General features: G+C 45.4%; 18 protein-coding genes and 1 pseudogene. 10 read left to right on the plus strand and 9 right to left on the minus strand.

Annotated elements, in window-relative coordinates; translation table 11 throughout:
* Window positions 1–15 precede the first annotated feature (15 nt).
* Window positions 16–1,044, plus strand: a complete 1,029-nt coding sequence (locus J4N43_RS05640; RefSeq protein WP_047103352.1) for a methionine synthase — start codon at window positions 16–18, stop codon at window positions 1,042–1,044.
* A gap of 1,197 nt (window positions 1,045–2,241) precedes the next feature.
* Here J4N43_RS05640 and J4N43_RS05645 read toward each other — a convergent pair.
* Window positions 2,242–3,261, minus strand: a complete 1,020-nt coding sequence (locus J4N43_RS05645; protein ID WP_053349644.1) for a DUF2955 domain-containing protein — start codon at window positions 3,259–3,261, stop codon at window positions 2,242–2,244.
* Between the two features lie 9 nt (window positions 3,262–3,270).
* Window positions 3,271–4,335, minus strand: coding sequence for an HlyD family secretion protein (locus J4N43_RS05650; RefSeq protein ID WP_053349645.1), 1,065 nt, complete (start codon window positions 4,333–4,335; stop codon window positions 3,271–3,273).
* Window positions 4,336–4,434: 99 nt separating this feature from the next.
* Here J4N43_RS05650 and J4N43_RS05655 point away from each other — a divergent pair, with 99 nt between their 5' ends.
* Both J4N43_RS05655 and J4N43_RS05660 read left to right on the plus strand, forming a co-directional pair.
* A complete protein-coding gene (locus J4N43_RS05655; RefSeq protein ID WP_017634710.1) occupies window positions 4,435–5,295 on the plus strand; it encodes a LysR family transcriptional regulator in 861 nt (286 codons plus the stop codon).
* Window positions 5,296–5,445: 150 nt separating this feature from the next.
* The gene (locus J4N43_RS05660; RefSeq protein WP_053349646.1) at window positions 5,446–5,988 is read left to right on the plus strand and encodes an isochorismatase family protein; all 543 of its coding nucleotides are present in this window, start codon (window positions 5,446–5,448) and stop codon (window positions 5,986–5,988) included.
* 39 nt (window positions 5,989–6,027) lie between these two features.
* Here J4N43_RS05660 and J4N43_RS05665 read toward each other — a convergent pair whose 3' ends face one another.
* The gene (locus tag J4N43_RS05665; RefSeq protein ID WP_053349647.1) at window positions 6,028–6,924 is read right to left on the minus strand and encodes a 1-aminocyclopropane-1-carboxylate deaminase/D-cysteine desulfhydrase; all 897 of its coding nucleotides are present in this window, start codon (window positions 6,922–6,924) and stop codon (window positions 6,028–6,030) included.
* Between the two features lie 222 nt (window positions 6,925–7,146).
* On the opposite strand from J4N43_RS05665, the gene J4N43_RS05670 reads away from it, so the two are divergent.
* Window positions 7,147–8,385 (plus strand): leucine-rich repeat-containing protein kinase family protein, encoded by a 1,239-nt coding sequence (locus tag J4N43_RS05670; protein WP_053349648.1) that lies wholly within the window; start codon window positions 7,147–7,149, stop codon window positions 8,383–8,385.
* A gap of 95 nt (window positions 8,386–8,480) precedes the next feature.
* Here the strand turns inward: J4N43_RS05670 and J4N43_RS05675 are convergent, their stop codons facing one another.
* Window positions 8,481–9,779, minus strand: coding sequence for a sensor histidine kinase (locus tag J4N43_RS05675; RefSeq protein WP_053349649.1), 1,299 nt, complete (start codon window positions 9,777–9,779; stop codon window positions 8,481–8,483).
* A complete protein-coding gene (locus J4N43_RS05680) occupies window positions 9,776–10,453 on the minus strand; it encodes a response regulator transcription factor (protein WP_053349650.1) in 678 nt (225 codons plus the stop codon). Before J4N43_RS05680 ends, J4N43_RS05675 begins: the two co-directional genes overlap by 4 nt.
* Window positions 10,454–10,605: 152 nt before the next feature.
* Here J4N43_RS05680 and J4N43_RS05685 point away from each other — a divergent pair, with 152 nt between their 5' ends.
* From J4N43_RS05685 to J4N43_RS05695, 3 genes are read left to right on the plus strand one after another with little or no spacing between them, the layout of a single operon-like run.
* On the plus strand, window positions 10,606–11,646 hold the full coding sequence (locus J4N43_RS05685; protein ID WP_080996823.1) for a glycosyltransferase family 2 protein: 1,041 nt from the start codon (window positions 10,606–10,608) through the stop codon (window positions 11,644–11,646).
* A 2-nt stretch (window positions 11,647–11,648) separates the two neighbouring features.
* Entirely contained in the window at window positions 11,649–13,055 is a 1,407-nt protein-coding gene (locus tag J4N43_RS05690) for an ArnT family glycosyltransferase (RefSeq protein ID WP_053349651.1), read from the plus strand.
* Window positions 13,056–13,059: 4 nt separating this feature from the next.
* Entirely contained in the window at window positions 13,060–13,482 is a 423-nt protein-coding gene (locus J4N43_RS05695) for a GtrA family protein (protein WP_033905699.1), read from the plus strand.
* A gap of 127 nt (window positions 13,483–13,609) precedes the next feature.
* Here the strand turns inward: J4N43_RS05695 and J4N43_RS05700 are convergent, their stop codons facing one another.
* From J4N43_RS05700 to J4N43_RS05715, 4 genes and pseudogenes are all read right to left on the minus strand, one after another.
* A complete protein-coding gene (locus J4N43_RS05700) occupies window positions 13,610–14,554 on the minus strand; it encodes an immunity protein TsiV2 protein (RefSeq protein ID WP_206953372.1) in 945 nt (314 codons plus the stop codon).
* 3 nt (window positions 14,555–14,557) lie between these two features.
* Entirely contained in the window at window positions 14,558–15,505 is a 948-nt protein-coding gene (locus J4N43_RS05705) for an immunity protein TsiV2 protein (protein WP_138940436.1), read from the minus strand.
* A gap of 3 nt (window positions 15,506–15,508) precedes the next feature.
* Window positions 15,509–19,015, minus strand: a complete 3,507-nt coding sequence (locus J4N43_RS05710) for a T6SS effector BTH_I2691 family protein (RefSeq protein ID WP_252094161.1) — start codon at window positions 19,013–19,015, stop codon at window positions 15,509–15,511.
* Between the two features lie 262 nt (window positions 19,016–19,277).
* Window positions 19,278–21,616: pseudogene (locus tag J4N43_RS05715) on the minus strand (YgiQ family radical SAM protein).
* A 425-nt stretch (window positions 21,617–22,041) separates the two neighbouring features.
* On the opposite strand from J4N43_RS05715, the gene J4N43_RS05720 reads away from it, so the two are divergent.
* The 3 genes from J4N43_RS05720 (at window position 22,042) to J4N43_RS05730 (ending at window position 25,648) form a co-directional block, all read left to right on the plus strand.
* Window positions 22,042–24,498, plus strand: a complete 2,457-nt coding sequence (locus J4N43_RS05720; RefSeq protein WP_158159707.1) for an EAL domain-containing protein — start codon at window positions 22,042–22,044, stop codon at window positions 24,496–24,498.
* A 110-nt stretch (window positions 24,499–24,608) separates the two neighbouring features.
* Complete coding sequence (locus tag J4N43_RS05725; protein WP_151514979.1) at window positions 24,609–25,295, plus strand: HI_1241 family integral membrane domain; 687 nt, start codon at window positions 24,609–24,611, stop codon at window positions 25,293–25,295.
* Between the two features lie 152 nt (window positions 25,296–25,447).
* The gene (locus tag J4N43_RS05730) at window positions 25,448–25,648 is read left to right on the plus strand and encodes a DUF4250 domain-containing protein (RefSeq protein WP_005376762.1); all 201 of its coding nucleotides are present in this window, start codon (window positions 25,448–25,450) and stop codon (window positions 25,646–25,648) included.
* Window position 25,649: the final 1 nt, after the last annotated feature.

Below are 25,649 nucleotides of genomic sequence, written 5' to 3' on the forward strand. Positions count from 1 at the left end.
TAGAAAGGAATGACGATGAAAACACTATTACCGACTTCAACGGCTGGCAGCTTACCGAAACCTTCTTGGTTGGCCGAACCAGAAAAACTTTGGTCACCGTGGAAACTGCAAGGTGAAGAACTGATTGATGGCAAACGCGATGCGCTACGTGTCGCTTTGCAAGAACAAGAACTGGCAGGCGTTGATATCGTCAGTGATGGCGAGCAAACTCGGCAACATTTTGTGACGACCTTTATTGAGCATTTAAGCGGCGTAGATTTTGAAAACCGCAAAACGGTGACCATTCGCAACCGTTATGAAGCAAGTGTTCCGACTGTGGTTGGCCCAGTAAGCCGCACAAAGCCCGTGTTTGTTGAAGATGCCAAGTTCTTGCGTCAGCAAACTAAGCAACCTATCAAGTGGGCGCTGCCAGGCCCTATGACGATGATCGACACACTTTATGATGATCATTACGGTAGCCGTGAAAAGCTGGCTTGGGAATTTGCAAAGATCCTCAACCAAGAAGCGAAAGAGCTTGAAGCGGCAGGTGTCGATATCATTCAATTCGATGAACCTGCGTTCAATGTGTTCTTTGATGATGTGAACGAGTGGGGCATTGCATGTTTAGAGCGTGCGATTGAAGGGCTGAAATGTGAAACGGCGGTGCATATCTGCTATGGCTACGGCATCAAAGCGAACACAGATTGGAAGCAAACGCTAGGCACTGAATGGCGACAATATGAAGAAGTATTCCCTAAATTGCAGCAGTCAAATATCGATATTATCTCGCTTGAGTGTCATAACTCACGAGTGCCTATTGAGTTACTTGAGTTGATTCGCGGTAAGAAGGTGATGGTTGGTGCGATTGACGTCGCTACCAACGAAATTGAAACGCCACAAGAAGTAGCGAACACATTGAGAGAGGCGTTGAAGTACGTTGATGCCGACAAGCTTTACCCATGTACCAACTGTGGTATGGCACCTTTGTCTCGTGAAGTATCGACCGCTAAGCTCAATGCGTTAAGTGCGGGTGCGGAGATCATTCGTAAAGAGTTGGTGGGTTGATATTAATACTTAGGCTCCGCACCATGAACTAAAATTAGGGTCAATCTAGCGAGTTTAAACGAGACTAGGAATCTGATTACAGCTCGCTAGGAAATGACGATAACTTTCGCACTTCAAAGCACTCGGTGGGTAGCTCCTGAATCACCTCGTCCCTCGTTGTTCAGGGTGACGGATGTTGGAAGATACATTGCTCGCCACAACCCTAGGTATTGGTTCTGCTCCAAGAGAGGGTCATTCCAGCGAGTCTAGACGAGACTAGGAATCTGATTACAACTCGCTGGGAAATAGCGATAGTCTACGAACCTCAAAGCACTCGGTGGGTAGCTCCTGAATCACCTCGTCCCTCGCTGTTCAGGATGATGGATGTTGGAAGATACATCGCTCGCCACAAAACCGATATTTGAGCAGCTCCAAGATAGGGTCATTCCAGCGAGTCTAGACGAGACTAGGAATCTGATTACAGCTCGCTAGGAAATGACGATAACTTTCGCACTTCAAAGCACTCGGTGGGTAGCTCCTGAATCACCTCGTCCCTCGTTGTTCAGGATGACGGATGTTGGAAGATATATTGCTCGCCACAACCCTAGTTATTAGAGCAGTTTCAAGATAGCGTCATTCCAGCGAGTTTAAACGAGACTAGGAATCTGATAACAGCTCGCTGGTAAATGACGATAACTTTCGCACTTCAAAGCACGTGATTAGTAGATTCTGAATCACTTCGTCCCTCGCTGTTCAGGATGACGGATGTTGGAAGATATATTGCTCGCCACAACCCTAGGTATTAGAGCAGTTTCAAGATAGGGTCATTCCAGCGAGTTTAGACGAGACTAGGAATCTACTAACAACTCACTGGAAAATGGCGATAACCTTAGAACTTCAAAGCACTCGGTGGGTAGCTCCTGAATCACGCTCGTCCCTCGCTGTTCAGGATGATGGATGTTGGAAGATACATCGCTCGCCACAAAACCGATATGTGAGCAGCTCCAAGATAGGGTCATTCCAGCGAGTTTAAGTGAGACTAGGAATCGGGTTACAGCTCGCTAGGAAATGACGATAACCTTAGAACTTCACAGCACTCGGTGAGTCGATCCTGAACCACGCTCGTTCCTCGATGTTTAGGGTGACCGTTTTAAATAAAAATGCCGCTCACAGTAAAGTGAGCGACATACATTTCCCGTTTCCAGCCTCTGCCAAGGCTTAATTCAACTCCACGTTCTTCATCTCAGGATGCTTTAGCAATATCACACGAATCCAGTGATGCACCACCCACATCACCATCGCGGTGAGCAGAACAGCAACGAAAATCGAGCTGAAACGGTACAAGATCGAAAAGAACGCGTCTTTTTGTTCTGGCACCAATGAGGTCGTCAGCGGAACCGATAGGGCAGACATGGCAGAAAACGCGATAGCCGCTTTAATTTGCCCCTTGGTGAGCCACAAGCAGAATGGCCCCATCGCAATGGTAAAGGCGAGCCAAAAGAGTAGCCCATGCCCATACCAACTGCCCAATATGAGCTGAACAGCCATCCCTGCGATGCAGCCTAGTGCGGTGCCGATGATGCGAATTTTTGCCATGGCGAGCGAGCCCGCTAAAGTCATTGGGGTTAGGATGATCAAAATGGAAGCTTGTGCGGACAGCGAGTCATATAAGTCCGCTACTTGGAATACGATAAATGCCACCATCGCCACTACCCAACCCATAGCAACTTGGCTGATGTAGTCAATATCGCTTTTTACTGGGGTCGACATCTCAATGTGCTCGGCGGGGGACTTTGGCTCAGGGAACAACCAATACGCGAATGCGCAAACAAAAATATTGCTGAACGCCATCACCCACATGTTGACGTTGAACTCTTCAATATCCATGAAGTTATAGCTGGCAAAATTCAACACAATTGAACCCACCAACAGCCCCATGTAACCAAACAAATAGGTTTTCTGGTTCATCATTGCAATGCACTTGAACAGCATCATGATTCCGACGGCAACGGTCATTAATGTTGGATGAAACTGCAAGTATTCCAGCAAAAATGTGGCTTGTATGGTTGTCCACACCGCAGAGAAAAACACGATCAATAAAGCCGAAATATTAAAGTTGTCCATTCTGCCCAATATAAACAGCGGCATCATGATGGCAAAAAATCCGTAAGACCAACCGAAGATCATGCTTAGCGCTAGCCCTAAAGAGCAGCCGAACCAAATTCGTAAGGTTTTCATTGTCGCCGCCTAGTAAATGAAGTGGAACCAGCTTGCGAGGTGAATCTGTGCTTGCGCCATCAACTGCCAGAAAATGCTGTTGTCTGGGTACAAAACAATGGTAGCGCGAGAGCCGACAAACAGTGCTGGTGGTAACTCTTCGCTGCTGGTTAGGTTCACTCGTGTACGCTGCGCATCACGTACCCAGCGGTTGTTCACTTCCACTTTGGTTAGTGCGCCATTAGGCGTTTGTTGTGCGGCTGCTACACCGTAATCGCGGCTAGCTAAATCAAAGTCGTACACCGAACCTGGGTTGGCATCAAATGTGACCAAGGCGTGGAAAGTCTTGTCTATGTTCGCGACGGATTTTTCACGAAAATCAGCGGCTACCCAGAGTGATCCTGTTGGTACAAATGTCAGCAATGGCATGTTGGTGTTTGCCATCGTGCCAACTTCTAGTTGCAGGTTGGTCACGACACCATCACTGGGAGCGAGTACCGCGGTATTTGCCAAATCAAGTTGCGCCTTTTCGATGCCGTTTTTGGCAATTCGAACGGCGGTGCTTTGACCTTTTTGATCGCCTAATTGCGCCTCAATGACTTTTAAGTTTTGTCGTTCCGCTTTAAGCGCTGCACGTGATACCTGATTTTGGGCAAAGGCATTATCGAGTGTCGATTGAGAGATGACTTTCTGCTTCGATAACGTCAGTAAGCGGTTGTATTCGCGGTGTGCATTATCAAATGTCGCTTGTGCGCGGGCAATATTGGCAAGAGCGGCTTCGCGTTGAGAATACAGCGTTGCTTCTTTTTCATAAGCGGATTGCAGAGACAGCTCCGCCTGTTCAAGTGCTATCTTGTATTTACGATCATCAATCGTAAACAACACATCGCCTTTTTGAACGGACTGGTTATTCTCGATGAGAACGTCGGTCACTTTACCAGATACCTCGGGTGCGACTTGGACAACGTATCCTTGCACTCGTCCTTCGGTCGTTAAGGGGGCGTGGCGGTCAGCAATGATAATGTACAAAAATAGTACGATGAACAGGACAATCAAAGTTCGCATCCAGTGTTTGAATTTTTGGTCAGCCGTCATTACAAGTTCCGTTAAACATATTGGATAGCGGATTATAGAGAAGTTACTCACAATTCAGTAGAATGATAATACGAACATAAATGACCTAAAAATAGGACAATGAACGTTAATTTTGATGATATTTACCTATTCACTCAGACGGTGGTTCACGGCGGTATAAGTGCAGCGGCAGAGGCGAATCAACTACAACGCTCAAAAGTGAGTCGTCGCCTGCAAGAATTAGAGAAATCGCTCGGGGTACAGCTTTTGATCCGCACAACACGCAGCATTGAGTTGACGGAGCACGGGAAACGCTTGTTTGAGTTGGTGGGGCAGCCTATTGACCATATTCAGCAAGGTTTAAATGCCATGCATGAATATCAACAAGAGCTGACGGGCAAGGTGCGTTTAGCCATTCCTTCCGCATTGATGAGCTCTGCCGCGTTTAACGCGATCATCACCGAGTACACAACGCGGTATCCGGAGATTTCGGTCGAGATTGAAAACCATCAAGAGAGTGTCGATCTCAAGCGTCAATCGTTTGATTTACAGCTTCTTCCGAGCGTGGTCAAAGTCACCGATGACAGCTATGTGCAGTTCAGTCTTTTGCCTTATCGTAGTCACTTTGTTGCGTCAAAAGCTTATCTAGAATCGCATCCTCCAGTAAAAACGGTGGAAGATCTTAAGCAGCATCGCCTTTTAACTAATCGTTACAATGCCGATTTGCTCGATTCAGATTTGCATGTCGCGTTGCGATCGGACGATCTCAACTTGCTGCGCTCGATGGCGATAGCAGGAAACGGCATCGCGTTTATTCCACAAATTCATTCCAAGCCTGCACTGAGAGACGGTTTGTTGGTCGAGGTGCTGCCTCAATTCGCGCATCCGAAGCAGCATCTTACTCTGATTTATCCCTCGGCCTTATTTCTGCCCAATAAAGTCAAAGCCTTGATTGAGCTAATTCGAGAGAAATTTAAATAGTCAGTTCAAACCACACTTACCTAAGGGCAAATGTGTGAGCGAAGGTCATCTTTCTAGGTTTTATTGCTCTAACATGAAAGGGTTCTGATACATTAACTGTTGCTCAACTTGTTGAGTATGGTTTGTGGTCGCACAAGATAGGAGATGGAAATGTTATCGAAAGGAAACACGGGCCTGATTGTGGTGGATGTTCAGGGCAAACTCGCTACATTAATGCATGAAAGCGACGCACTGATTGAAAATATCACGAAACTGGTAAAGGGTGCCAAAGCACTAGATTTGCCTATTCTGTGGCTAGAACAGAATCGAGAAAGGTTGGGCCCAACCGCGGAGCCGATTCGTGAAGTGCTTGAAAGCACGCATTTACCTATTACCAAGTACACGTTTGATGGTTGCAAAGAGGCGACGTTTAAGGTCGCGGTGGAGAACGCGAAAGTTGATACCTGGTTGGTTTGCGGTATTGAATCCCACATTTGCGTCTATCAAACCGCGGTTTCTCTGCGTCAGTCCGGTTATCGCGTTGAATTAGTCACAGATTGTGTATCTTCCCGAACCGCTGCCAATAAAGCGCTCGCTCTTGCGAAGTTAACCGCAAACGGTGTGGTGCTCACTGGGTTAGAAATGTGTTTGTATGAAATGGTCGAAGATTGCCGAGTACCTGAATTCAAAGAAATTCTGGCGCTCATCAAATAGTGGAATCACTGTAATCAGCAACAACTTTATTTGAACACGCTATTCAAATTCTCGTTGATATCTTGGTAACATCGACTCGTTGCCAAGTAACCCGCCTTGGTGAATGTAAATCACCGTTTTATCTGTGTTCTCTTCGAACCAAGGTGTTAGGCATTGCCACATATACGGGTCGTATAACAGGTCAAATTCGAGGTCGGTTTGCTCAAAGAGTGCTTTCCATGTGATGTAATCTTCTTCGTACAAGCGACCAAAATGGTGTTTGTTGCGGATGGTTAAAATGGTTGGGTGGCTGTTTTCACAGAGCTGGTTGAACTGCTCAGTTAAGTAATCTGCATCGCCTACGCAAGGGCAAGTTAGCACTTCTATGCCGTGTGGGCTTAAATGTTTATGAAGATATAAAGCGGTCGTGCCAGTGCCTGATGGCAGGGCGACGGTAAACTGTTCTTTACCTCTCAATCGCGTCCAATCAAGAATTTCTCGTGCTAACTGTTTGATGCCAGCTTCAGCGAGGTGGGAACGTCCACCCTCTGGAATAAGCAATGTCGACTCATCTAATCTTCGTACCTGGTGGATGTATTCACTAGGGTGGAGTTCGCTACCGATGTCTTGCATGGCGGTGATTTTCATACCCAAATCGAGAGCGCCGCGATAGTTTCCGATGGGGGAGCTTTTTAGCCAAGATGGAATGTGATGAACATAAAACTCAAATGCCCAACCTTTAATCTGGGCGAGAGCCGCTAGCGAATACATCGCGTTGGATTGAGCAGAGCCGTAACTGATGAGGGTTTTGATGTCGCTGTTTTGCGTTTCCATCAACGCCATAAACTTACGTGCTTTGTTCCCAGAAAAGTGAGAATGCAGCATGTCATCACGCTTAAGAAAAAACGTATGACCGTTGAAGTTGTGTTGAGTTATCGGGCTTTCAGAGAGTTTCATGTGACTGCTGACGTGTCCAACCACGCGACCTTGCCGTTAAAAAGGGCGCGTAGTGTAACGCCATTAAACCCAGATAAAAAGTCTGGGTTTCAGTACAACCATTTCGGTTATTCCTGATGTTTTGGCCGCTTTGGTTTCAGGCGATTCCATCCATGACTCGCCTTTCTGTCTCAAGCCACGTACACTACGCCGCTTATTTCAACTCAATCAGAAGGCTTGGTTTTGCAAACTCTAGAACAATTAAAAACAGGACAATTAGTAGGAACGAAACAACTGAAGTTGGCGGAAGGGCTAACTGAGTTTCCTATGGAAATTTTAGAGCTTGCAGAAACGCTTGAAGTGTTAGATTTATCTGGCAACGCACTGTCAGATTTACCACCAGAACTGGAACAGCTGACCAAGCTAAAAATCATCTTTGCTTCCAATAACCAGTTCACCCATCTGCCAGAGGTCTTGGGCAAGCTGCCAAACCTTGAGATGGTTGGGTTTAAAACCAACAAGATCAAAGTGGTGAGTGAAGCCTCACTACCAACTCAGTTACGTTGGTTGATTCTGACCGACAACGAGATTGAAGTTCTGCCAAACAGCCTGGGTGAAAGACCACGCCTAAGAAAGCTTGCATTGGCGGGCAATCGCATCAAGCAACTGCCAAACAGCATGGAAAACTTGGTTAATTTAGAATTGATTCGTCTCTCTGCGAACCAGTTAGAGCACTTCCCAGATGTGTTGATGAAGCTGCCTAAATTGGCATGGTTTGCGTTCGCAGGTAACCCATTCTGCAAACACCCATCTTCGTTAGACAGCGTGCCGAAAGTGACGACAAACAGTTACTCACTTAACCATGTTCTTGGCCAAGGTGCGAGTGGCGTGATTTCTCATGCTAACTGGACTGACGCTCAATACGACTTCCCGAATGAAGTGGCGGTGAAAGTGTTCAAGGGCGAAGTGACCAGTGACGGCTACCCACATGATGAACTTGAAGCATGTTTGCAAGCAGGGCATCACAACAACTTGGTGAAATCCATCGCGCAAGTGGATGATGGTAATGAGCTTGCTTTGGTGATGGAGCTGATCCCAAACCGTTACTACAACTTGGGGTTACCACCAACGCTTGAAACTTGCACCCGAGATACATTCCCACAAGGGTTTACGCTGACGGTTGAGCAAGTGAATTCTATTGTGGAGCAGATGGTGGACGTGTTTAATCACCTGCACGATAACAAGGTGTGCCATGGCGATTTGTATGCGCACAATACTTTGGTGAATGACAAAGGTGAGATGATCTTCGGCGACTTTGGTGCGGCGAGCATTTACGGCTATTTATCGGACGAGCAGCAAGCAGCAATCAGAACCATTGAATCGAGAGCGTTGAAGTACTTTATCGAAGATATGTTTTCTGTGTGTGAGGCGTCGGAATCGGCATCGCAAGCATTCCATCGACTAGCAGCGCTTGCGGCATAGGGTTTCATTCAATTGAATCAAAAAGAGGTATCGAATTGCTCGTTTTAATACTGAGCAAAGTAGATACCTCTCAATTGAATTAGTCGCTGGGGAAGTTACTCTGAGCAAGCCTCTTGGTGCTCTGACGCAAGATCAATTACTGCCTCACAACCACCTTCTGGATGTGTACCAATCTTAAATTGCCAGCCATAGCGTTGGCATAAATCATCCACAATCATCAAACCTAATCCGTGCCCATCAGAGTGCGGAATGGTCGAAAAGCCTTCGCCTTCATCGCGCACTGAGATGGTGTTCTCATCCATGCTGATATGAATTGAACCCGATGGTGTCGCGGCGATGCCGTTTCGAATCAGGTTGCCAAGAATAATGGTCAACACGGCATTGGTCGCGCGCGTTCTTGGGTTGCCGTCGATCTGTACATTAAAGCTGAGTGCTTTCTCATCCGCCTGAGCTTGGCTTTGGAAGATGATTTGGTTGAGTTCTTCTTCGGTGATGCTGCGTACTGGTGAGTCATCTGCATTACGCTCGTAACGCACTAAGCCGAGTAGGGCATCCACCATGGTCGACATCTGCTGCGTTGCATCTTGAATTCGGTTCACCTGGCGGGTCTGGAAATCCGTGTTCGCACTTCTTGCCAGTAAACTGCTTGAGCCTTTCATCACTGTTAATGGTGTTCGCAGTTCATGACTCGCGTATCGTGCAAAGGCTTGCTCACGCTTGATGACTTGATTGATTTTGTGGCGGTACTCATTCAGCTCATCTGCAAGGGTTTGGAACTCTTTAGCTGAGCCCTCGGGCACACTAAAAGTTTGCGTAGCATCGCCTTGATGATGGTCGAGTTGAGTTTTAAGCGCATTGACGGGTTCAATCAAGCGTTGTGATAAGCGCAGCAGGAGGCTACCAAACAGGAACACCAGCACGGCGACAATGGACAGCACCATAGCGACGACGAGAATGAATTCCTCTGAGGTGATCTCGATTTCATCAATCAAGGAAACCAGAATAACGGGATGTTCAATGCCTTTGTAGGTGTAAGTGCTCATGTAAACCATGCGCGAGTATTCACCGTCTTCTACTTCATCAAGAAAGTGCTTTTGACCAATCAGGTATTTTTGATAGCGCTCGGCAACCAATGAGATGTCGTTGTATGCAGTGGTGAGTAGGTCAAGCTGAATACTGCCTTGCTCTGGGTGGGACTGGAAATGTTCAATTGCTTCTTTTTTGTCGACCATAATACGACGCTCGCCCACGCGGTCTTCAGACCAAAGCAGGGAGCCGGTAATCAACAAAAAGCAGAAGATGCCAATCACGACCGACACAAAAGAGAAAAACAGAGCGAGTCGCCCTGTCATACTTTGTGTGCTTTGCGTGCTAGCAAGTAAGCGATTGATCATGCACCTGTCTCCAAGCGGAAGCCGACTTTCGGTACGGTGATCAGCACATGTTGTTCAAATGGCTTATCAAGTTGGTTGCGAAGTTGGTAAATGTGGCTGCGCAGAACGTCGTTGTTTGGCTCGTTTTCTTGCCAAAGTTGGAAGGCGATTTCTTCGCGTGTCACCACGTCTGGTGCGCTTTTCACAAGCATTTCCAGAATGGTGTAAGTGGTGGGGTTTAGCGCCAGCAGTTTATCTTGGCGGTAAGCTTTACGCGTTTTTTGGTCGATAGAGACTTCGCCATATTCCAACTTGCTCGACGCGACAGTGCCACGGTAACGGCGGATCAGGGCCATCATGCGCGCTTCAAGAATATCCAGATCGAAAGGCTTGGTCAGATAGTCATCAGCACCGTGTTGGAAGCCTTTGAGCATATCGTCACGGCTATCAAGTGCAGTCAGCATAAGCACTGGTGTGTTGTTGCCCGCGTCGCGAAGTTTATTACACATGGTCAGGCCATCCATGCGTGGCAACATGAGGTCGAGCAAGATGATGTCGAAGGTGTTTTCCATCGCCAGTTTCAAGCCGAGCTCGCCGTTGTCTGCATAATCGAGTTCCATACCTGCACACTCAAAATAATCGAACAGCACGCCTGCGATTTCTCGATTATCTTCGACTAAAAGTACGCGTTTCATGTATTTCTCTCCAAGTGGGCGGGTTTTCGAAAATAAGACTTCGTCTTAACCGAACATTATTCACTAAGAACGTGAAAAAGATGTCAACAACATCTCTTTCACATTGATGTTTGTAGACTGGATTCATTCATCGGATTTAGTGGAAGAGTAGCATGTCAACCTTCAACACTCACGCTGCAACCTTTTCAAAGGTGAGCCAACACACTGAGCCTAAAACAGTTTTGTCTGTTGTGGTGCCATTCTTTAACGAGCAAGAAGTCTTGCCTGAATTTCATCGTCGTTTAGCCGCCGTTTTGGATGAAATGCCAGAACGCTGCGAAATCGTCTATGTGGACGACGGTAGCAAAGATGACAGCCTAATGATCGCGCAAAACTTTTCTCAATCTTCTAGCGACGTTCGTTGTATTGCACTAAGCCGTAACTTCGGCAAAGAGTCCGCCATGAGTGCGGGGCTGGAACACTGCCAAGGTGAAGCGGTGATCGTGATTGATGCTGACTTGCAAGACCCGCCGGAGTTAATCCCGCAAATGGTATCAAAATGGCGTGAAGGGTATGACGTGGTGAACATGCAGCGCAGTGAACGCCACGGCGAAACTTGGTTCAAACGCTTCTCGGCCGCTTGCTTTTACAAAGTGCTGAATAGCATGGCGAAATTGGATGTGCCGGAGAACGTGGGCGATTTCCGTCTACTGAGCGCAAAAGTGGTTAAACACATCAATGCGTTGCCAGAGCGTAACCGGTACATGAAAGGCATCTTTTCTTGGCCGGGTTTCAAGCAAGTGACGGTTCAGTTTGAGCGTGACGCTCGTTTCTGTGGTGAAACCAAATGGAACTACCTCAAGCTGATTGGCCTTGCAATGGACGGCATTACCTCGTTTTCCATTCGTCCTTTGCGTTTAGCGACACTTGCCGGTGCATTGGTGGCGTTCAGTGCCTTTATCTATGGCGCATTCATAGTGATGAAAACTGTTGTGTTTGGTGAGCCTGTCACTGGCTACCCATCCATGATGGTCGTCCAACTTGCATTGGGCGGTGTGCAACTGCTGTCGATTGGCCTTTTGGGTGAATACATTGGCCGCATTTTTGTCGAGACCAAGCAACGTCCTCTTTATCTTGTTCAGTCTGTTTACGAGCAGCCTGCAAAACATCAATCCATCCAAACCATGAAGTTTAAACTGGGAGAAACCGCGTAATCATGAGTATTAATAAAACCCATCTGTGGTTGTTGTTGGCGTTTGCTCTTTTACTCCGTCTTATTTCACTTGCCGCTTACCCTTTGATGGACACCACAGAAGCCCGCTACGGCGAAATGGCGCGCTTAATGGTGGAAACCGGCAATTGGCTTACCCCACAGTTTGATTACGGCGTGCCTTTTTGGGGGAAGCCACCCCTGTTCACGTGGATGAGTGCTTATGGCATTGAGTTGTTTGGATTGAATGAATTTGCAGTGCGCGCGCCTCATTGGCTAGCGGGTGTTGCGACGATTGTTTTTGTTGCTTTCATGGCGTATCGCGCGGGCTTTAATGCTGTCATCGCAGCGTTGGTACTGGCGACGTGTGGCATCTTTTCAATTGCGGCGGGCGCGGTGATGACAGACATGGCACTGACGTTGGCAATGACGATGGCGATGGTCGGCTTTTATTACTGCTGGCTTGGAAAAGACAAACACAGCCGATTGTGGGGTTACCTCGGTTTCTTTGGCTTGGCTTGCGGGCTGTTAGCGAAAGGTCCAGTGGCGATCGTGATCATGGGCATCGCAGTATTTCCTTGGCTCGTGATTCAGCATGGTTTCTTTGGTGCCTTAAAAGCCTTGTGGCAGCGTTTTCCAATTGTGTCGGGGTTGGTGCTCATGCTGGCGATTGCTCTACCTTGGTACATCATGGCTGAAATGGCGACGCCTGGATTTATTGATTACTTCATTGTTGGCGAGCACTTTAAGCGTTTTGTTGTTAGCGGTTGGGAAGGGGATCTGTATGGTTCTGCTCATGATCAACCACGTGGGATGATCTGGGTATTCTGGCTACAGTCGGCTGCGCCTTGGTCAATTGTATTGCCTATCTTGGCGTGGAAACGTCGTAAAGTACTCAAAGCCATTGAAACTGATCATCAAGGCCTATTTAGCTTCCTGATGTGTTGGCTGATTTCCCCAATGATCTTGTTCACCATGGCTGGGAATATCTTGCCTGCTTACGTACTACCGGGTGTGCCTGCGTTGGGTATCTTGATTGCGATGCTGGTGGAGAAACACGATTTCAAATGGTTGACCGGAACGGCAGCGGTGTTGCCAGCCCTGCTTATGATTGCGATGTTGGTTTTGAATATGGGCAAAGCAGACAGTCGCAGCGATCGCATCATCTTCGCGCAAATTAATGACAACGCTCCGGTCTTCTACATTGGTAAGCGCCCGTTCTCAGGTCAGTTCTATAGTCATGGTCAGGCGAAAAAGCTTGAAGATAAGAATGACTTAAACAATCTGAAGAAATTCCACCTGATTGGTAAATCGCAGCAAGTGGATAGCATGATTCATGAAAATGCGTTGAGTTGTACCAATGAGTTCACAGCAAAATCGAAACGCTCACTCTACACTTGTGTGGTTGGGTAACGGAATGCGCAAATTACCAAAATTTGCTTCGCTGGAAAGGTTTGCTTCGTTAACAAGGTTTGCTCTAGTAGGTGGTGTCGGCTTTATGGTCGACACCCTTATCTTTTCTGTGTTGTTCCATTGGTTTGGTCTGGATCTGATGCTGGCTCGTGGGATAGCATTTTTGTTTGCAGCAACCACGACTTGGCTTGGCAATCGCTGGCTGACTTTCTCTCAAGCAGAAAAAACCAACCCTTTCGCTCAATGGCAAAAATTTATGGCGAGTGCCTGTATCAGTGCTTTGCCGAACTTTATTGTGTTCAAAGGCGTAACGCTCGCCCTAGGAACGCAAGGGTTGATGGTCTATTTGGCTTTGAGCTTAGGCATATTGGCAGGCATGGTGAGCAATTATTTGCTCAGTGCAAAATGGGTGTTTAGTAGAGGATAGAAAGGTTCGGGCTTACTCTCCTATCCTCGAGTTAAAAATTCGTTATTTGAACCAATTTTTCTTTTTGTACATCAGAGTAAACCTAAAGCTTTTCATGGGGGATGTAAAAAGGTAAATAAGCCAAGGTTTATACCTTGGCTGCCGTTAGTTCAGATTTTGATTGTTCGATTTCAGATTCCGTTTGCCACTTGCCGTTGTAAAGGTATTCACGCTCAGGAAGTGGGGCATTTGACGCCCTTAAATCAAATACCTCTTCGGTTTGATATTCTCTACTACAAACTGGAATACTAAAGAGCCTTGATTCTGGCTTTGCTTCAAACAGCTTTTTATGATCATCGACCTCTTTACAATCCAGTTTGTAGACCTCTGACAGTTGTGTGACCATGGATTCTAAATCCGCTTCAGTTTTAAAGAAAACATAACAATCTGATCTATCTTGTGAGCGAAAGATAGTCTTATGAGCAGTATCTCGATATCTGCATATGTCATGCTTAAAATAGAACTGGATCACTTTCCTTTTTTTATTGTAGTCCGCAAACAGCCAATCCTCACGCTCTCCGATTCTCACTTCTGTTGGTTCATCTGGTTGGCGTTTAAGCATTTTAAAGGAGACTAATATAAAAGCACCTGCACCTACTAACGCCATCGGGCCAACCATCGCTACCATCACCACACATACCACTGCACCTATCCAGCCAACGGCTTGCGTGGCGGTATTCACCCACTTAGGCATGTTGCGACGTTTCTTCATCACAAAGCCTTTGTCAGAAAAAATATAGTCATAGCGATAGTCGAGGCCAATCGTAAGGTAAAAGGCACCAGACACCATCACCGATAAAATAAAAGAAAAAATAGTTACGCCAACCGTGTCACTCGTGTGTATAAACAAAGTTAATAGGAATGGGGCGATCACAAAGGGAAGCGCAAAAAGTTTAAAGTAATAGCGAAATGGTTCCTCTACATCATACTTGTGCCATGTTCTGACATTATCGCCTGCGAGTATTTCTTGCTCTTGCGCTTCTTGATAAACTGCTAATTCTTCTGGGGTGACGTAAAATGGTGAATATGCCAAGGGTTACTCCTTGGTTGTATTCAGTTCTGCTTTGCGCTGGTCGATTTCCGCTTCGCTTAGCCATAAGTCACCACGCAAGTATTTTAGTTCGGGTAATGTGGCATTCTTATTTCTCAGGCTATCTACTTCGCTTAGTAGATATTTAGTTCCTCTTACTGGAACATCTTGAAGTTTTTCGTACATTAGGTCTGTATTGAAAAGCTGTTTAATATTGTTTTCTTCAGAGCATTCGATGTTCCACTTGTTAACTAACAACTTCAACAAGTAATTCACTTCTGATTCAGTTTTGCAAAATATATAACTTCGACCACGAGTTTGGTTTCGACTGACTTCTTTATGCTCAATGTCAAAGAAATAGCAGTCGTCAAATTTGTGATAAATCACAATGAGTTTTCGCTGTTTGTTGTATTGAGCAAACAATGAATCTTTGCGAAGCCCCACTCGTACTTCAGTTTCTTCTTCAGGTTGGCGCTTCAGCATGCGAAATGAAACTAAAATAAATCCACCAGCACCGACTAGAGCCATTGGTCCTACTGCGATTACCATAAATACGCAGACTACTGCTCCAAACCAACCCATCACTTGCGCTGCTGAGTTCACCCAAGTAGGGAGATCACGTCTCTTTCTCAAGACCATGCCTTGCTCGGATATGGTGTAGTCATAACGATTGTCTAAACCAAATGTAAGATAAGAAACACCGGACATGATTATCGTTAAGCCTGATAATATGTAGGTCAAGAGCATCTGACTACTATCGTGGAGAAAGTAGGTCAGGAAAAATAACGGGCTGACTGCGGCTATAGCAATTGATAAGTATAAGTATCGAAAAGGCTCTTCAATATCGTGCTTGTGCCAGGTTGTGAGCTCTTTCCCTTTTAGAATTTGTTGCTCTTGTTCTTCTTGATAAGCCGAAAACTCGTCTGGCGTGATGTAAAAAGGTAAATAAGCCAAGGGTTACTCCTGTAAGCTAAGTTCACTAGTATCTGAAGTTAATGAACTTCTGATCGTTGCTTGTTTATTATTGTCTGAAATCGCCGTATAAGTTGCACGCTGTTTTGCATTATTTTGGAACCAGTACTTACGGCTTAATTCGTTTTCATCATCGAGGATGTATTCTATCTCAAATGCTAGATAGTCAGCTGAGTCTTTCATAGGTAAACTCAATTTATACACGCTTTGAGAGTTTGCGGAGTTCATCGGGCTATTCAAGGTTTCTAGATCTACTCCGGTGTACCAAGTTCCTGATATCAATTCTCCCTTAGTTACAGAAGTATTTGTCCGAAGTTTAATTCCATCTCTTGCTATTTTGGTAGGAACTTGGATATGCAACTCAATACCAAACAGCTCCTGCATTGCTGATGGGTATTGCGTTGATGAATTGGGAACAACCCGCATCATTGGCACTTGGTAGATTGATGGTTTATCTATGATGGTTTGTAAATCAAATAGTGCCTTTTGTACTAATGAAGAGTTGTGTTTTTCTCGTTCTAACAGATCTGGAGACTGACTCCATTGTGCTCTGGCGGAATTATATCCCCACGGTAATTTATCTAACCATTTTTGAAAATCGTCTTGTTTGAACTTGCTCATTACATAGTTGCTCAAAAGGTAAATTGCAGTTAGCCCCATAATGACAAACATGATTGGCCCACCGAAAAGAACGTTTGCTGACCATACGCCAGTTATTCCTCCTACAGCTTGAAAGGTCCCTACTGCTGTAAGTCCAACTAAAGAAGAAAAGTTGAAGTATCCCGCAATTTTTGCAGTGCCATTCAAACTATCAAGTTGTTGTAACGACCGGTAAGCTTCTATCCCTGAAGCTAAAGCACCTATTATTCCTGTTACCGCAAGCCATTTGTTGAAAATTTTAAGATCACTCAAAGAAGAAATAGGTATTGTGGTATCACGTTTCGCCATTTCTTTTAGGGCAGATAAAGAACGTGCTCGTAGCGTTTTATCTACTCTTACGTTGTCCCAAAGTTTACCGGTGCGAATACCCGTCCAAGCGTTGACTGTATAAAAAAGCTTTTGTTGGATATCCAAAAATTCATCTGAGGACATTAATCCAGTGTCTTGGATACTGCTCATGGCATCACCAAGCGCGATGCAGTTAAATACTAATGCCAGAAAGCCTAGACCACCGGCATTCTCGAACAGTTTATTCAAATCATTGAGCTTATTCATCACGATCCGCGTTCTAAGCTCGATGGTTCTTTGAGGTAGATCATCAGGTAACTCAATGTACTGCGGGTACTCCAATGTAGCTACAGCGAGAGCCTTCTTAATAGTCTTTTTATTTTTTAAAGCTGTTGTGTATTTAGAGTCAGCTTTGCGGTTATTTTTCTGGAAGTCAGCAATGATTGCATCGTTTTTTTCGAGCTTAATCAGATAATCACTTACGCGTGTTTTCCATTTTTTAAAATCGTGAGCGTAACCTTCTTTTATTGTTACGGGCATATTGTGTGCCATATGTTCTGCAATAACGGCAAATAAATAATAGCTATGACGGTTCAGAGGTTTAGCGAAAACAGGCATCAGCGAAATTGATACTTGTGAGGTCATGCTAACACCAAACTCTACAACGCCTTTTGCAAGCGCACCTATTGCAGATTTAAAAATAATATCCAGCTCTTGGAAACCTTTGGCGATATCTTTGAGAAAGGCTGTTTCCGCAGTGTTTGGGTTGGAAACAAAGTCCATGATCTTAGAGTACATATTCACGCGGTTGCTGGTATCAGATATCTGGTCCATCAACTGATTATCAGGTTCAGGATTGTCTGAGACGATCGACTGTTCATTCTGCGCCTCAGTAATATTCTTCTCCATCACTTTAAATAAACTACGACTAAACCCAGAGGCATAGAGAGCAAGTAAACTGGTTGGTTTCTCCCATTGGCTTTCAGCCCATTGGCGGTCTTCTTCTTGTATCACCAAAGTAAATGACTCAACCGCTTGCTTGTGTAGTTGATACAAGCTGTACTGCGTGTCTTCGCTGTATAGGTCGAAGGTTCTTTCGAGATGATGCGGCGTTAAGGACTCCATTACTGCGATAAAGTCGCGTTTGACCGAAACCACTTGGGCTAGCATGGTTTCTTTTTGTTCTGACAGCTCTTGCATCTCGCTCAGCATTTGCTTCCAGTTGAGCTGCTGACGCCAGCGTTCAGTCGCTATCCATTGTTCGTATTTACCAAATCGGCTTGCAGAAATTCGATATTTGTCCTGTATTGCTTTGGCAATGTCGCTTTGGGTATGTTGGTGTGATTCAATCGCTCCGGCGGAAAATTTAGCAGGATAGCCTGATTGAACTGAGCTTTTGTTTTGTTCTGCCAAGTCGAGTTGACTAGAGGAGTCATAATATTCTGCCATGTCGGTATAAAACGACAGCTCTTCGCCGTTACGCTTAACGCTAGCTGGCATGTCTATCTCGTCACTTGCCCCGAACATGCACAGTTGCATAGCGGTCTGCATCAAGTTCCACTGGTTTGAAAACTGGTCAGTGAAAAGACGGTAGGGGCTTGCAGCGCCAACAAAATGCAGCGACATATCTTGAATGTCTGCGGCGTAATCTTTTATCGCGACGAAGTAGCCTGATTCTTCTTCTGGAATCGCAGAGGTTAAATCGCTTTTGACTGCGACAGGTTTAAAGACAGAACCATCTTCATCTGCTTTGGTGGCGATGCCAGAATCCGCAAAGCGACCATCATCGACGGCAGAAGATTCAATATCAGCGACTTGGGTTAACTTATCTATTGGTGCAATGTTGTGCTGATTCTCGTTTGAGGACAGAACAATGGTTTGCATGCGATCGATATGATTACTCGGATTGTTAAGTACGCGCATGAACGTGTGCCATGTCCACCGGTGCTCAGAGAAGCAAATCGATAGTACGCTTCCGTTGATGTAAGTAAGGAAGGGTTTTGCATCTTGTGGTGTCCCACGCTGCTCTGATTTTGGGCTTTCTGATTCTCCCAACTTATAGAGCGTGAATTGCGTTCCTTTGATTTCGTATTCGTCTAAGCTTTTGTTGATTGCATCATAGACATACAGCCAACCGTCGCGCAGTTGACGCAGGGTGTAACCAACGGTATTGAGTTTGGCTGGGCCTTGGCCTTTCCATTCTTCAGGCAAACCAAAAGGTTGTGTCTCTTCTGTTTCTAGCTGATCGATGGCATAGCGGACTGGGATAAAGTGCGCAGGTGATGCTTCCGTTGCTTCTTTCTCAGTTTTTAAATTGAGAGGTTCTGGTTCAGACGGCGGTGGCGGATCGATTTTTTTTGTTTCTCCCTCCCAAAACATACTGCGCTCTGGGGGGGAGCCAGCAAGATCATCGGATTCCGTGGTTGGAACGATATTCAGCGATTTCAGTGTACCATCGCTTTCAAATGCCTGAACGGCCTCCTCATAGGTATAGCTGTTGTCATACCAGAACATAGAAGTTTTTGGGGGAAGTGGATTATTCATCGTTAGCCCATGTTTAAGAGTTTTACTCTGTTACGCAAATATCGCACCAAAATAAAGTGATTAAAAATCAATGAGTTAGATTTTTATGGTTTTGCGTCAATCAAATAATTGTTTGTTTTTCCAATAAGTTGGTTGGTGTTTACCATTTTTTGTATTGATTGAATCAAAGTTTGAGTTGTGAGTGATGCCTCAATGAGCCGACAAAACAAAAGGGCTCCAGAGTTACCTCTGGAGCCCTTTCTAGTATTTAAGTGCTAAAGAGTTAGCGACGCTTTGGTTTACGTTGACCAGCTGGTTTGCCTTGTCCTTGTGGGCGACCTTGGCCTTGCGGCTTGCTACCTGCAGGGCGGTTTGCACCGTTGCCGCTAGGACGTTGGCCGTTGCTTGCAGGGCGTTGACCACCTGTAGCTTTACCCGAACCGTTACGGTTGCCAGATGGTTTACCATCTTTTGAACCGCCTTCAGAACGTTTGTTCAAATGACCACCGAAGCCTGGTTGGTTTTTGGTATGTTTGGTTGCAAAGCGGTTTGCCCCGTGACGACCAGATTTACGACGTTGCGCTGGTGTTTGTGCTTCAATGTCTTCTGCAGGAACGAGACAGCCTTGTTTGTCACCGATCAAATGTTTTTTACCCATACTGACTAGGGCTTCACGGATCATTGGCCAGTTTGCTGGATCGTGATAACGCAACAGCGCTTTATGCAGGCGACGTTGACGTTCACCTTTTGCTACAGGTACATCTTCACGTTTTTTGTACTTCACGCGTTTCAGAGGGTTTGTCTCTGAGTAGTACATCGACGTTGCGTTACACATTGGCGAAGGGTAGAAGTTTTGTACTTGGTCACATTCGAAGTTGTTCTTTTTCAGCCACAGAGCAAGGTTCAGCATGTCTTCGTCTTCTGTGCCTGGGTGCGCAGAGATAAAATAAGGGATTAAGTACTGCTTCTTGCCTGCTTCTGCACTGTATTTCTCGAACATCTCTTTAAAGCGATCGTACGTACCCATGCCTGGCTTCATCATCAGATCAAGAGGACCTTTCTCAGTATGTTCCGGTGCAATCTTTAAGTAACCGCCTACGTGGTGAGTCACGAGCTCTTTCACGTATTCTGGTGATTCAATCGCAAGGTCGTAACGTACGCCAGATGCAACCATCACTTTCTTCACGCCTTCAACTTTACGCGCTTCGCGGTATAAATCGATCGTGTGTTTGTGGTCTGTGTTTAGCTTGTTACAGATGCCCGGGAATACACAAGAAGGACGACGACAGTTCGCTTCCGCTTTTGGATCTTTACAGCCCAGGCGGTACATGTTTGCAGTCGGGCCACCAAGATCGGAAATTGTGCCGGTAAAGCCTGGAACTTTGTCGCGAATTTCTTCAATCTCGTTGATGATAGACTCTTTCGAACGGTTTTGAATGATTCGACCTTCATGCTCGGTAATCGAACAGAAAGAACAGCCACCAAAGCAACCACGCATGATGTTTACAGACGTCTTGATCATGTCGTACGCAGGAATTTTTGCTTTCCCGTACATAGGGTGAGGGACACGCGCGTAAGGTAAGGCAGGCCAAACACAAAGTCCATCTCTTCGGTCGTCAATGGAATTGGAGCTTGGTTTACCCAAAGTTCACGATCACCATGGCTTTGAAGTAACGCTCGACCAGAGTACGGGTTCGTTTCTAAATGCAGTACACGGCTTGCATGCGCATAAAGAATGCGATCGTTTCTTAGCTTTTCAAACGAAGGTAAACGGACCGCAGTCGTCGCAGCATCGTGGCGTGATGGGCGAATTGTGATTGGTTGTGCAACTGGCTCGTCTTTTTTAGTTTCACACTGAGTTTCTACTTCGTATGGGTTCTTTGGTACGAACGCTTCTTTACGAGGTTTTTCAATGCGAGAAGAGTCAATAACCGTGTAGCCTTCTGGCGCCGCTGGCAAGTTCACGGCAGTACCACGAATATTGGTCATGGTGCTGATGTCTTCGCCGTTTGCGATGCGATGTGCTACTTCGACAAGTGCGCGTTCTGCGTTACCAAAAAGTAGGATGTCTGCTTTTGCATCAAACAGTACTGAACGACGAACTTTATCTGACCAGTAATCGTAGTGTGCCACACGGCGTAGGCTGACTTCGATACCACCTAAAACAATAGGTACTTCTTTGTAAGCCTCACGACAACGTTGAGAGTATACCAACGTTGCGCGGTCTGGGCGTTTACCACCTTCGTTATTTGGTGTGTACGCGTCATCGTGACGAAGCTTTTTATCCGCGGTGTAACGGTTGATCATGGAGTCCATGTTACCCGCAGTGATCCCGAAGAACAGATTTGGCTTACCAAGTTGCATGAACGCATCTTTATTTTGCCATTCTGGTTGAGCAATGATACCGACACGGAAACCTTGTGCTTCTAGCAGGCGGCCAATGATAGCCATACCAAAGCTTGGGTGATCCACATAAGCGTCACCGGTTACAATGATAATGTCACAGCTATCCCATCCTAGGGCATCCATTTCTTTGCGACTGGTCGGCAAGAAAGGTGCCGTACCAAAACACTCTGCCCAGTATTTTTTGTACTCATGAATAGGAGTGATGTTATTGGTCATATTTTGCTCTCTGTTCCAGGGAGCGCGAATTATAGCGATTTGATTATCAGGTATCTATAACAAACTCATCTATTCCAGCTTAGTTCATCGAGTTTTATTTGGCTTGTAAAAATATCAATGCTCTATCGGCGATTTTCTGTCTAATTTCACCTTGAAAGCCTCATGGTTATAGATCGGTTCATGAAAAATGTCGCAATCTTAATACAAAGCATAAGCAATGGTGTGCTTATATGGGGTAAAGCCTATAATCAAATTGGTGCATATTAAATACAAAAGGCTGAGCTGCTCTGGAAATAGTTCTAAGTCGATAGGCTTATCGTTGACACAATCCATCTATAAAGAGGATCGGCAGGTCCCAACTGGAATGTCGCGAATTGACTGTGAATTTTGAGCCTTGGGCTAATTACAAAAAAAGGGGCTAGGGTATGAGTGAATCTACGACAACAGTGCATCCAAAAATGCAAACGACTTCCAGTCTAACTCCTGTTATAGAGTGGTCTTACGATATTGATACTCGCGAGTTCGAATGTGATCAGCAAGGAATGGCAAAGGCATTTGGGATAAGTACGCCAGTAACCAGCCTAAATAACTTGTTTGATCATATGCTGATGGGGCAACAAGAAACGCTAAAACAACGAATTCTAGAAGTGGAACTCTTTGGCGGACGGGGGCGGTTTTCTTGTTGCATGATGCTAAAAAACGTTAACTTAGTGCACGTTACTATTAGTTTTGAAAGGCTCAATAAGCGCATTATCCAAGGCACTATCATTCCACAATTAACAATCACTGGTTGCGAGGAGTTAGCGAAAATTCTCGAAACGATTTTTGATTTGCCAAATGTAGGCGTTTTAGTTGCCGATGAAGATACGCGCATCTTAGGTTGTAACCGTGCCTTTGAGTTGCAAATGGGCTATCAAAACCGAGATCTGGTTGGGCTTAAAACTCATATATTCAGTACCTCTCACCATAGCCAAGCGTTTTATGATCAGCTGTGGCAGCAAATTAATGATGAAGGATGTTGGTGTGGTAACTTGCTGAGCAAAACAGCAAACGGTAGCAACCAAGCTCATCATCTTTGTATTTACCGACTTACGTTTCATTCTGGACGAATTCTTTATCTCGGATTTTCTACGGATATTTCTGCTTCGTTGTTGTGGATGAAAAATCGTTGTGAACAACAGCATGATTGGGCTGCCTTTTTACCGACGAGGAAAGAATTTGAACTCCAATTAGCAACCTTAGCGAATGAAAGCAGAAATAAAGAACTCAACATTGTTATGACACTCAGACCCAAGTTTTCGGAGAGATACTTGCTTGAACAGCAATTAGGTTTTGCAGATTTTATTATGCGAAGTCGCTACACCAGTATTGCGGGGCAGTTATCTCGGGATGTGTTTGTCGTATGCTTGCAGACCCCTCATTGTCAATGGTTGAGCCCGGTTCGTTTGATCCAAATTGCCATGAAAGGGTTCTTTAATGAGCTTAGAAATGAAATGGGCACAAAGATGCATGCCACTATCGTTAAAGGCCAAACTGGTGTGTCAATCCTTGGCTATGATACGAACCGACCAAGACAAGCGCTAGCACATGCAGCGCAAGCGATGTTGTCCTCTATTTCCGGTGAAGGCAGCTATTTCAACTTTTACGACAGTGAACTTCACTCTGAATTAGTGAAGCGCCAACATCTCGAGGCGTTTTTGGAGGCGCAAATAGAGAGTGGGCTAGTGGACGTTTACTTTCAACCGATTATCGACGTTCAAACCGGAAGAGTGGTTAAGTTCGAGGCTCTCGCACGCTTCTATGATGAAAATGATGCGTATTGTACGCAAAAGATGATCGCTATTATTGAAGATCTAGAACTCATAGCGGCACTTGATGATGTGGTCTGCCAAGCTGCGTTGAAGCACTTTCCGCGCTTACAAGAAATTTATGGCGAGGAAGTGGGCGTGACCATCAATCGCTCCCTCAATACGAAATTGGATTCTCTTCAGATCCTTCAGCGGTCGCATGATTTGATTAAAGCCAGTGGTGTAGACCCTAAGCGAGTAACTATCGAGCTAACAGAAACCGCGTATTTTGAACAAGATGAGGAGCATACTCGAGCTCTAGAGGAAGTGCGGAAAGAGGGCATTGAGATCGCGATTGATGACTTCGGTACTGGGTATTCTTCTTTTTCTTATCTAGAAAAAGGGCAGTTTGATTTACTGAAAATAGACCGAAAATTCGTCAAGAACATTCATAAAGGGAGCACTAGCTATAACATTGTGAAAATGGTCACCGAGCTTGCACAGCAAATGAATGTAAAAGTGGTTGCTGAAGGCGTGGAATCTAAGCAAGAACTTCAAGTATTGGCAGAAATCGGTGTCGATTACATGCAGGGCTTTCTATTTTCTGCTGCCGTGCCTGTCGATTTGATGGATAAAGCGGACAGTTATGAGCATCTGTTCTCTGACATCGCGATTGAGTCTAAGCAAAGTGATGTGTTGCAATCTTTGAGCCATGAACAAGTCAGGTCTATGGACCCTGGAGAACCGCTCTCCTTGGCAGTGGAGTACATGAATTTGAATCCAAGCTCGCCTTTAGTTGTTCTCAATGAAAATCGTTGTGTTGGGTTAATTACGAAAGAGACGGTGAATTTACACCTAACGCCTTCGATGGGAACAGAGCGAGAAACTGAACGAGAAAGCCGAATTTGGAAACGTCCTGTTAATCAGATAATGAGCACCGAATTTGTGTTGGTTGATGAGGATTTACCTGTCTCTGTTATTCGAGAGTTGGTTAAAACCGGGATTCGTTTCCCTTGGGTACTGTGTAATACCAAAGAAGAGTACCGTGGAGTTTTAACGCAGGAAGACGCGTTGAAGTATCTTGCTTCTCTGTGAATAAAATTGTCTTACCGTTTTAGCTCATTTGGGGGCCGACTTTCGGTGGTTTGGCGATAGTTGATTTGATATTATCGCCCCCCAAAATGACTTTTGAGCGTGCATTCAACATGATTCAACAATTGCTGGTTACTTTCCCTCCGATGCTATTTGGCGCACAAGCGCTACTGACTTTGCTTCTAATCAAGGGCGATATTTGTCCTGGTCAGCGAGGACGTCTTCATAAAATGTTGCCTGCAGTAGCTGTATTGTGGCTCGCTGTTGCGTCACTTCGCATTGAAGCATTTATGATCGTGTTTGCTATTTTCTACTTCTATTCTCAGGTTCAAACCAAGAAAACGCGTGAAAAAGGGCCACTATGGGCGATGCATTTAGCGAATGGTTTGGCCTTTGCGTATGTGAGTATTCAAGTATTTGAGCAATCAAGCTGGCCAGCATCGATAGCGATAGCGCTAATGATATTTTTCCTTGGGGCGTCATTTTCTCAATTGCTGCTTACGATAGCTCGCAGCAGATTACAGGCATTTCACCGTATTTTACCAGTTACGGGCATTGTGTCTGGAATGCTATTAGTCATCGCAACGTTGTTTGCTTCTTACCAGTTAAATGAAGCTGCACTGAACGCTGCAACACAGCCAATCTTGCTGTCTTTAGCTATGTTAATTTCTTCAATTATTGTGTGGTGTTGGCATATTTTTACGCATAAGAAACCAGAAAAGGTGCAACTGAGCGTTGCCTTGTTGCTAGCACTCGCGTCGATGACGAGCCTGCAAGGTTTATTCTCTCTCGCGGCTTAACCTCTATTCTAAAGACAAAGCTAGACGGCTTATATCCAAGTGCTTTCTTGGTGCTTGGGTATAAGTTGATCACGTTTTAGATCGCACTCACTTTAAATTCGCGTGATTACTACTACGCTTGTTTATATACCTTGTCGAAGAGGAGAGTCGCGATGGATTTAAGCAATGTAGGTAATCTGGACAGCACTATTTTGCTAGGTATCGTCAACGAAAAGCTACGTTTAGAGTGCGACAGTTTTGACGAGTTAGTATCAGTGTATGAGATGGATGTAGAGTCTGTAGTCGGCAAGCTTGATATGCTCGGTTATCAGTACGATCCATTGACTAACCAATTTAAAGCATATCAACGCTAAG

The sequence above is a fragment of the Vibrio sp. SCSIO 43009 genome, from assembly GCF_023716525.1.
GTDB classification, from domain to species: Bacteria; Pseudomonadota; Gammaproteobacteria; order Enterobacterales; family Vibrionaceae; genus Vibrio; species Vibrio alginolyticus.

Excerpts from the sequence above, each read along its gene's own strand:
- J4N43_RS05640 (WP_047103352.1), top strand. The coding sequence starts at position 16 with ATGAAAACACTATTACCGACTTCAACGGCTGGCAGCTTACCGAAACCT.
- J4N43_RS05645 (WP_053349644.1), bottom strand. The coding sequence starts at position 3,261 with ATGAAAACCTTACGAATTTGGTTCGGCTGCTCTTTAGGGCTAGCGCTA.
- J4N43_RS05650 (WP_053349645.1), bottom strand. The coding sequence starts at position 4,335 with ATGACGGCTGACCAAAAATTCAAACACTGGATGCGAACTTTGATTGTC.
- J4N43_RS05655 (WP_017634710.1), top strand. The coding sequence starts at position 4,435 with ATGAACGTTAATTTTGATGATATTTACCTATTCACTCAGACGGTGGTT.
- J4N43_RS05660 (WP_053349646.1), top strand. The coding sequence starts at position 5,446 with ATGTTATCGAAAGGAAACACGGGCCTGATTGTGGTGGATGTTCAGGGC.
- J4N43_RS05665 (WP_053349647.1), bottom strand. The coding sequence starts at position 6,924 with ATGAAACTCTCTGAAAGCCCGATAACTCAACACAACTTCAACGGTCAT.
- J4N43_RS05675 (WP_053349649.1), bottom strand. The coding sequence starts at position 9,779 with ATGATCAATCGCTTACTTGCTAGCACGCAAAGCACACAAAGTATGACA.
- J4N43_RS05680 (WP_053349650.1), bottom strand. The coding sequence starts at position 10,453 with ATGAAACGCGTACTTTTAGTCGAAGATAATCGAGAAATCGCAGGCGTG.
- J4N43_RS05685 (WP_080996823.1), top strand. The coding sequence starts at position 10,606 with ATGTCAACCTTCAACACTCACGCTGCAACCTTTTCAAAGGTGAGCCAA.
- J4N43_RS05690 (WP_053349651.1), top strand. The coding sequence starts at position 11,649 with ATGAGTATTAATAAAACCCATCTGTGGTTGTTGTTGGCGTTTGCTCTT.
- J4N43_RS05695 (WP_033905699.1), top strand. The coding sequence starts at position 13,060 with ATGCGCAAATTACCAAAATTTGCTTCGCTGGAAAGGTTTGCTTCGTTA.
- J4N43_RS05710 (WP_252094161.1), bottom strand. The coding sequence starts at position 19,015 with ATGAATAATCCACTTCCCCCAAAAACTTCTATGTTCTGGTATGACAAC.
- J4N43_RS05720 (WP_158159707.1), top strand. The coding sequence starts at position 22,042 with ATGAGTGAATCTACGACAACAGTGCATCCAAAAATGCAAACGACTTCC.
- J4N43_RS05725 (WP_151514979.1), top strand. The coding sequence starts at position 24,609 with ATGATTCAACAATTGCTGGTTACTTTCCCTCCGATGCTATTTGGCGCA.
- J4N43_RS05730 (WP_005376762.1), top strand. The coding sequence starts at position 25,448 with ATGGATTTAAGCAATGTAGGTAATCTGGACAGCACTATTTTGCTAGGT.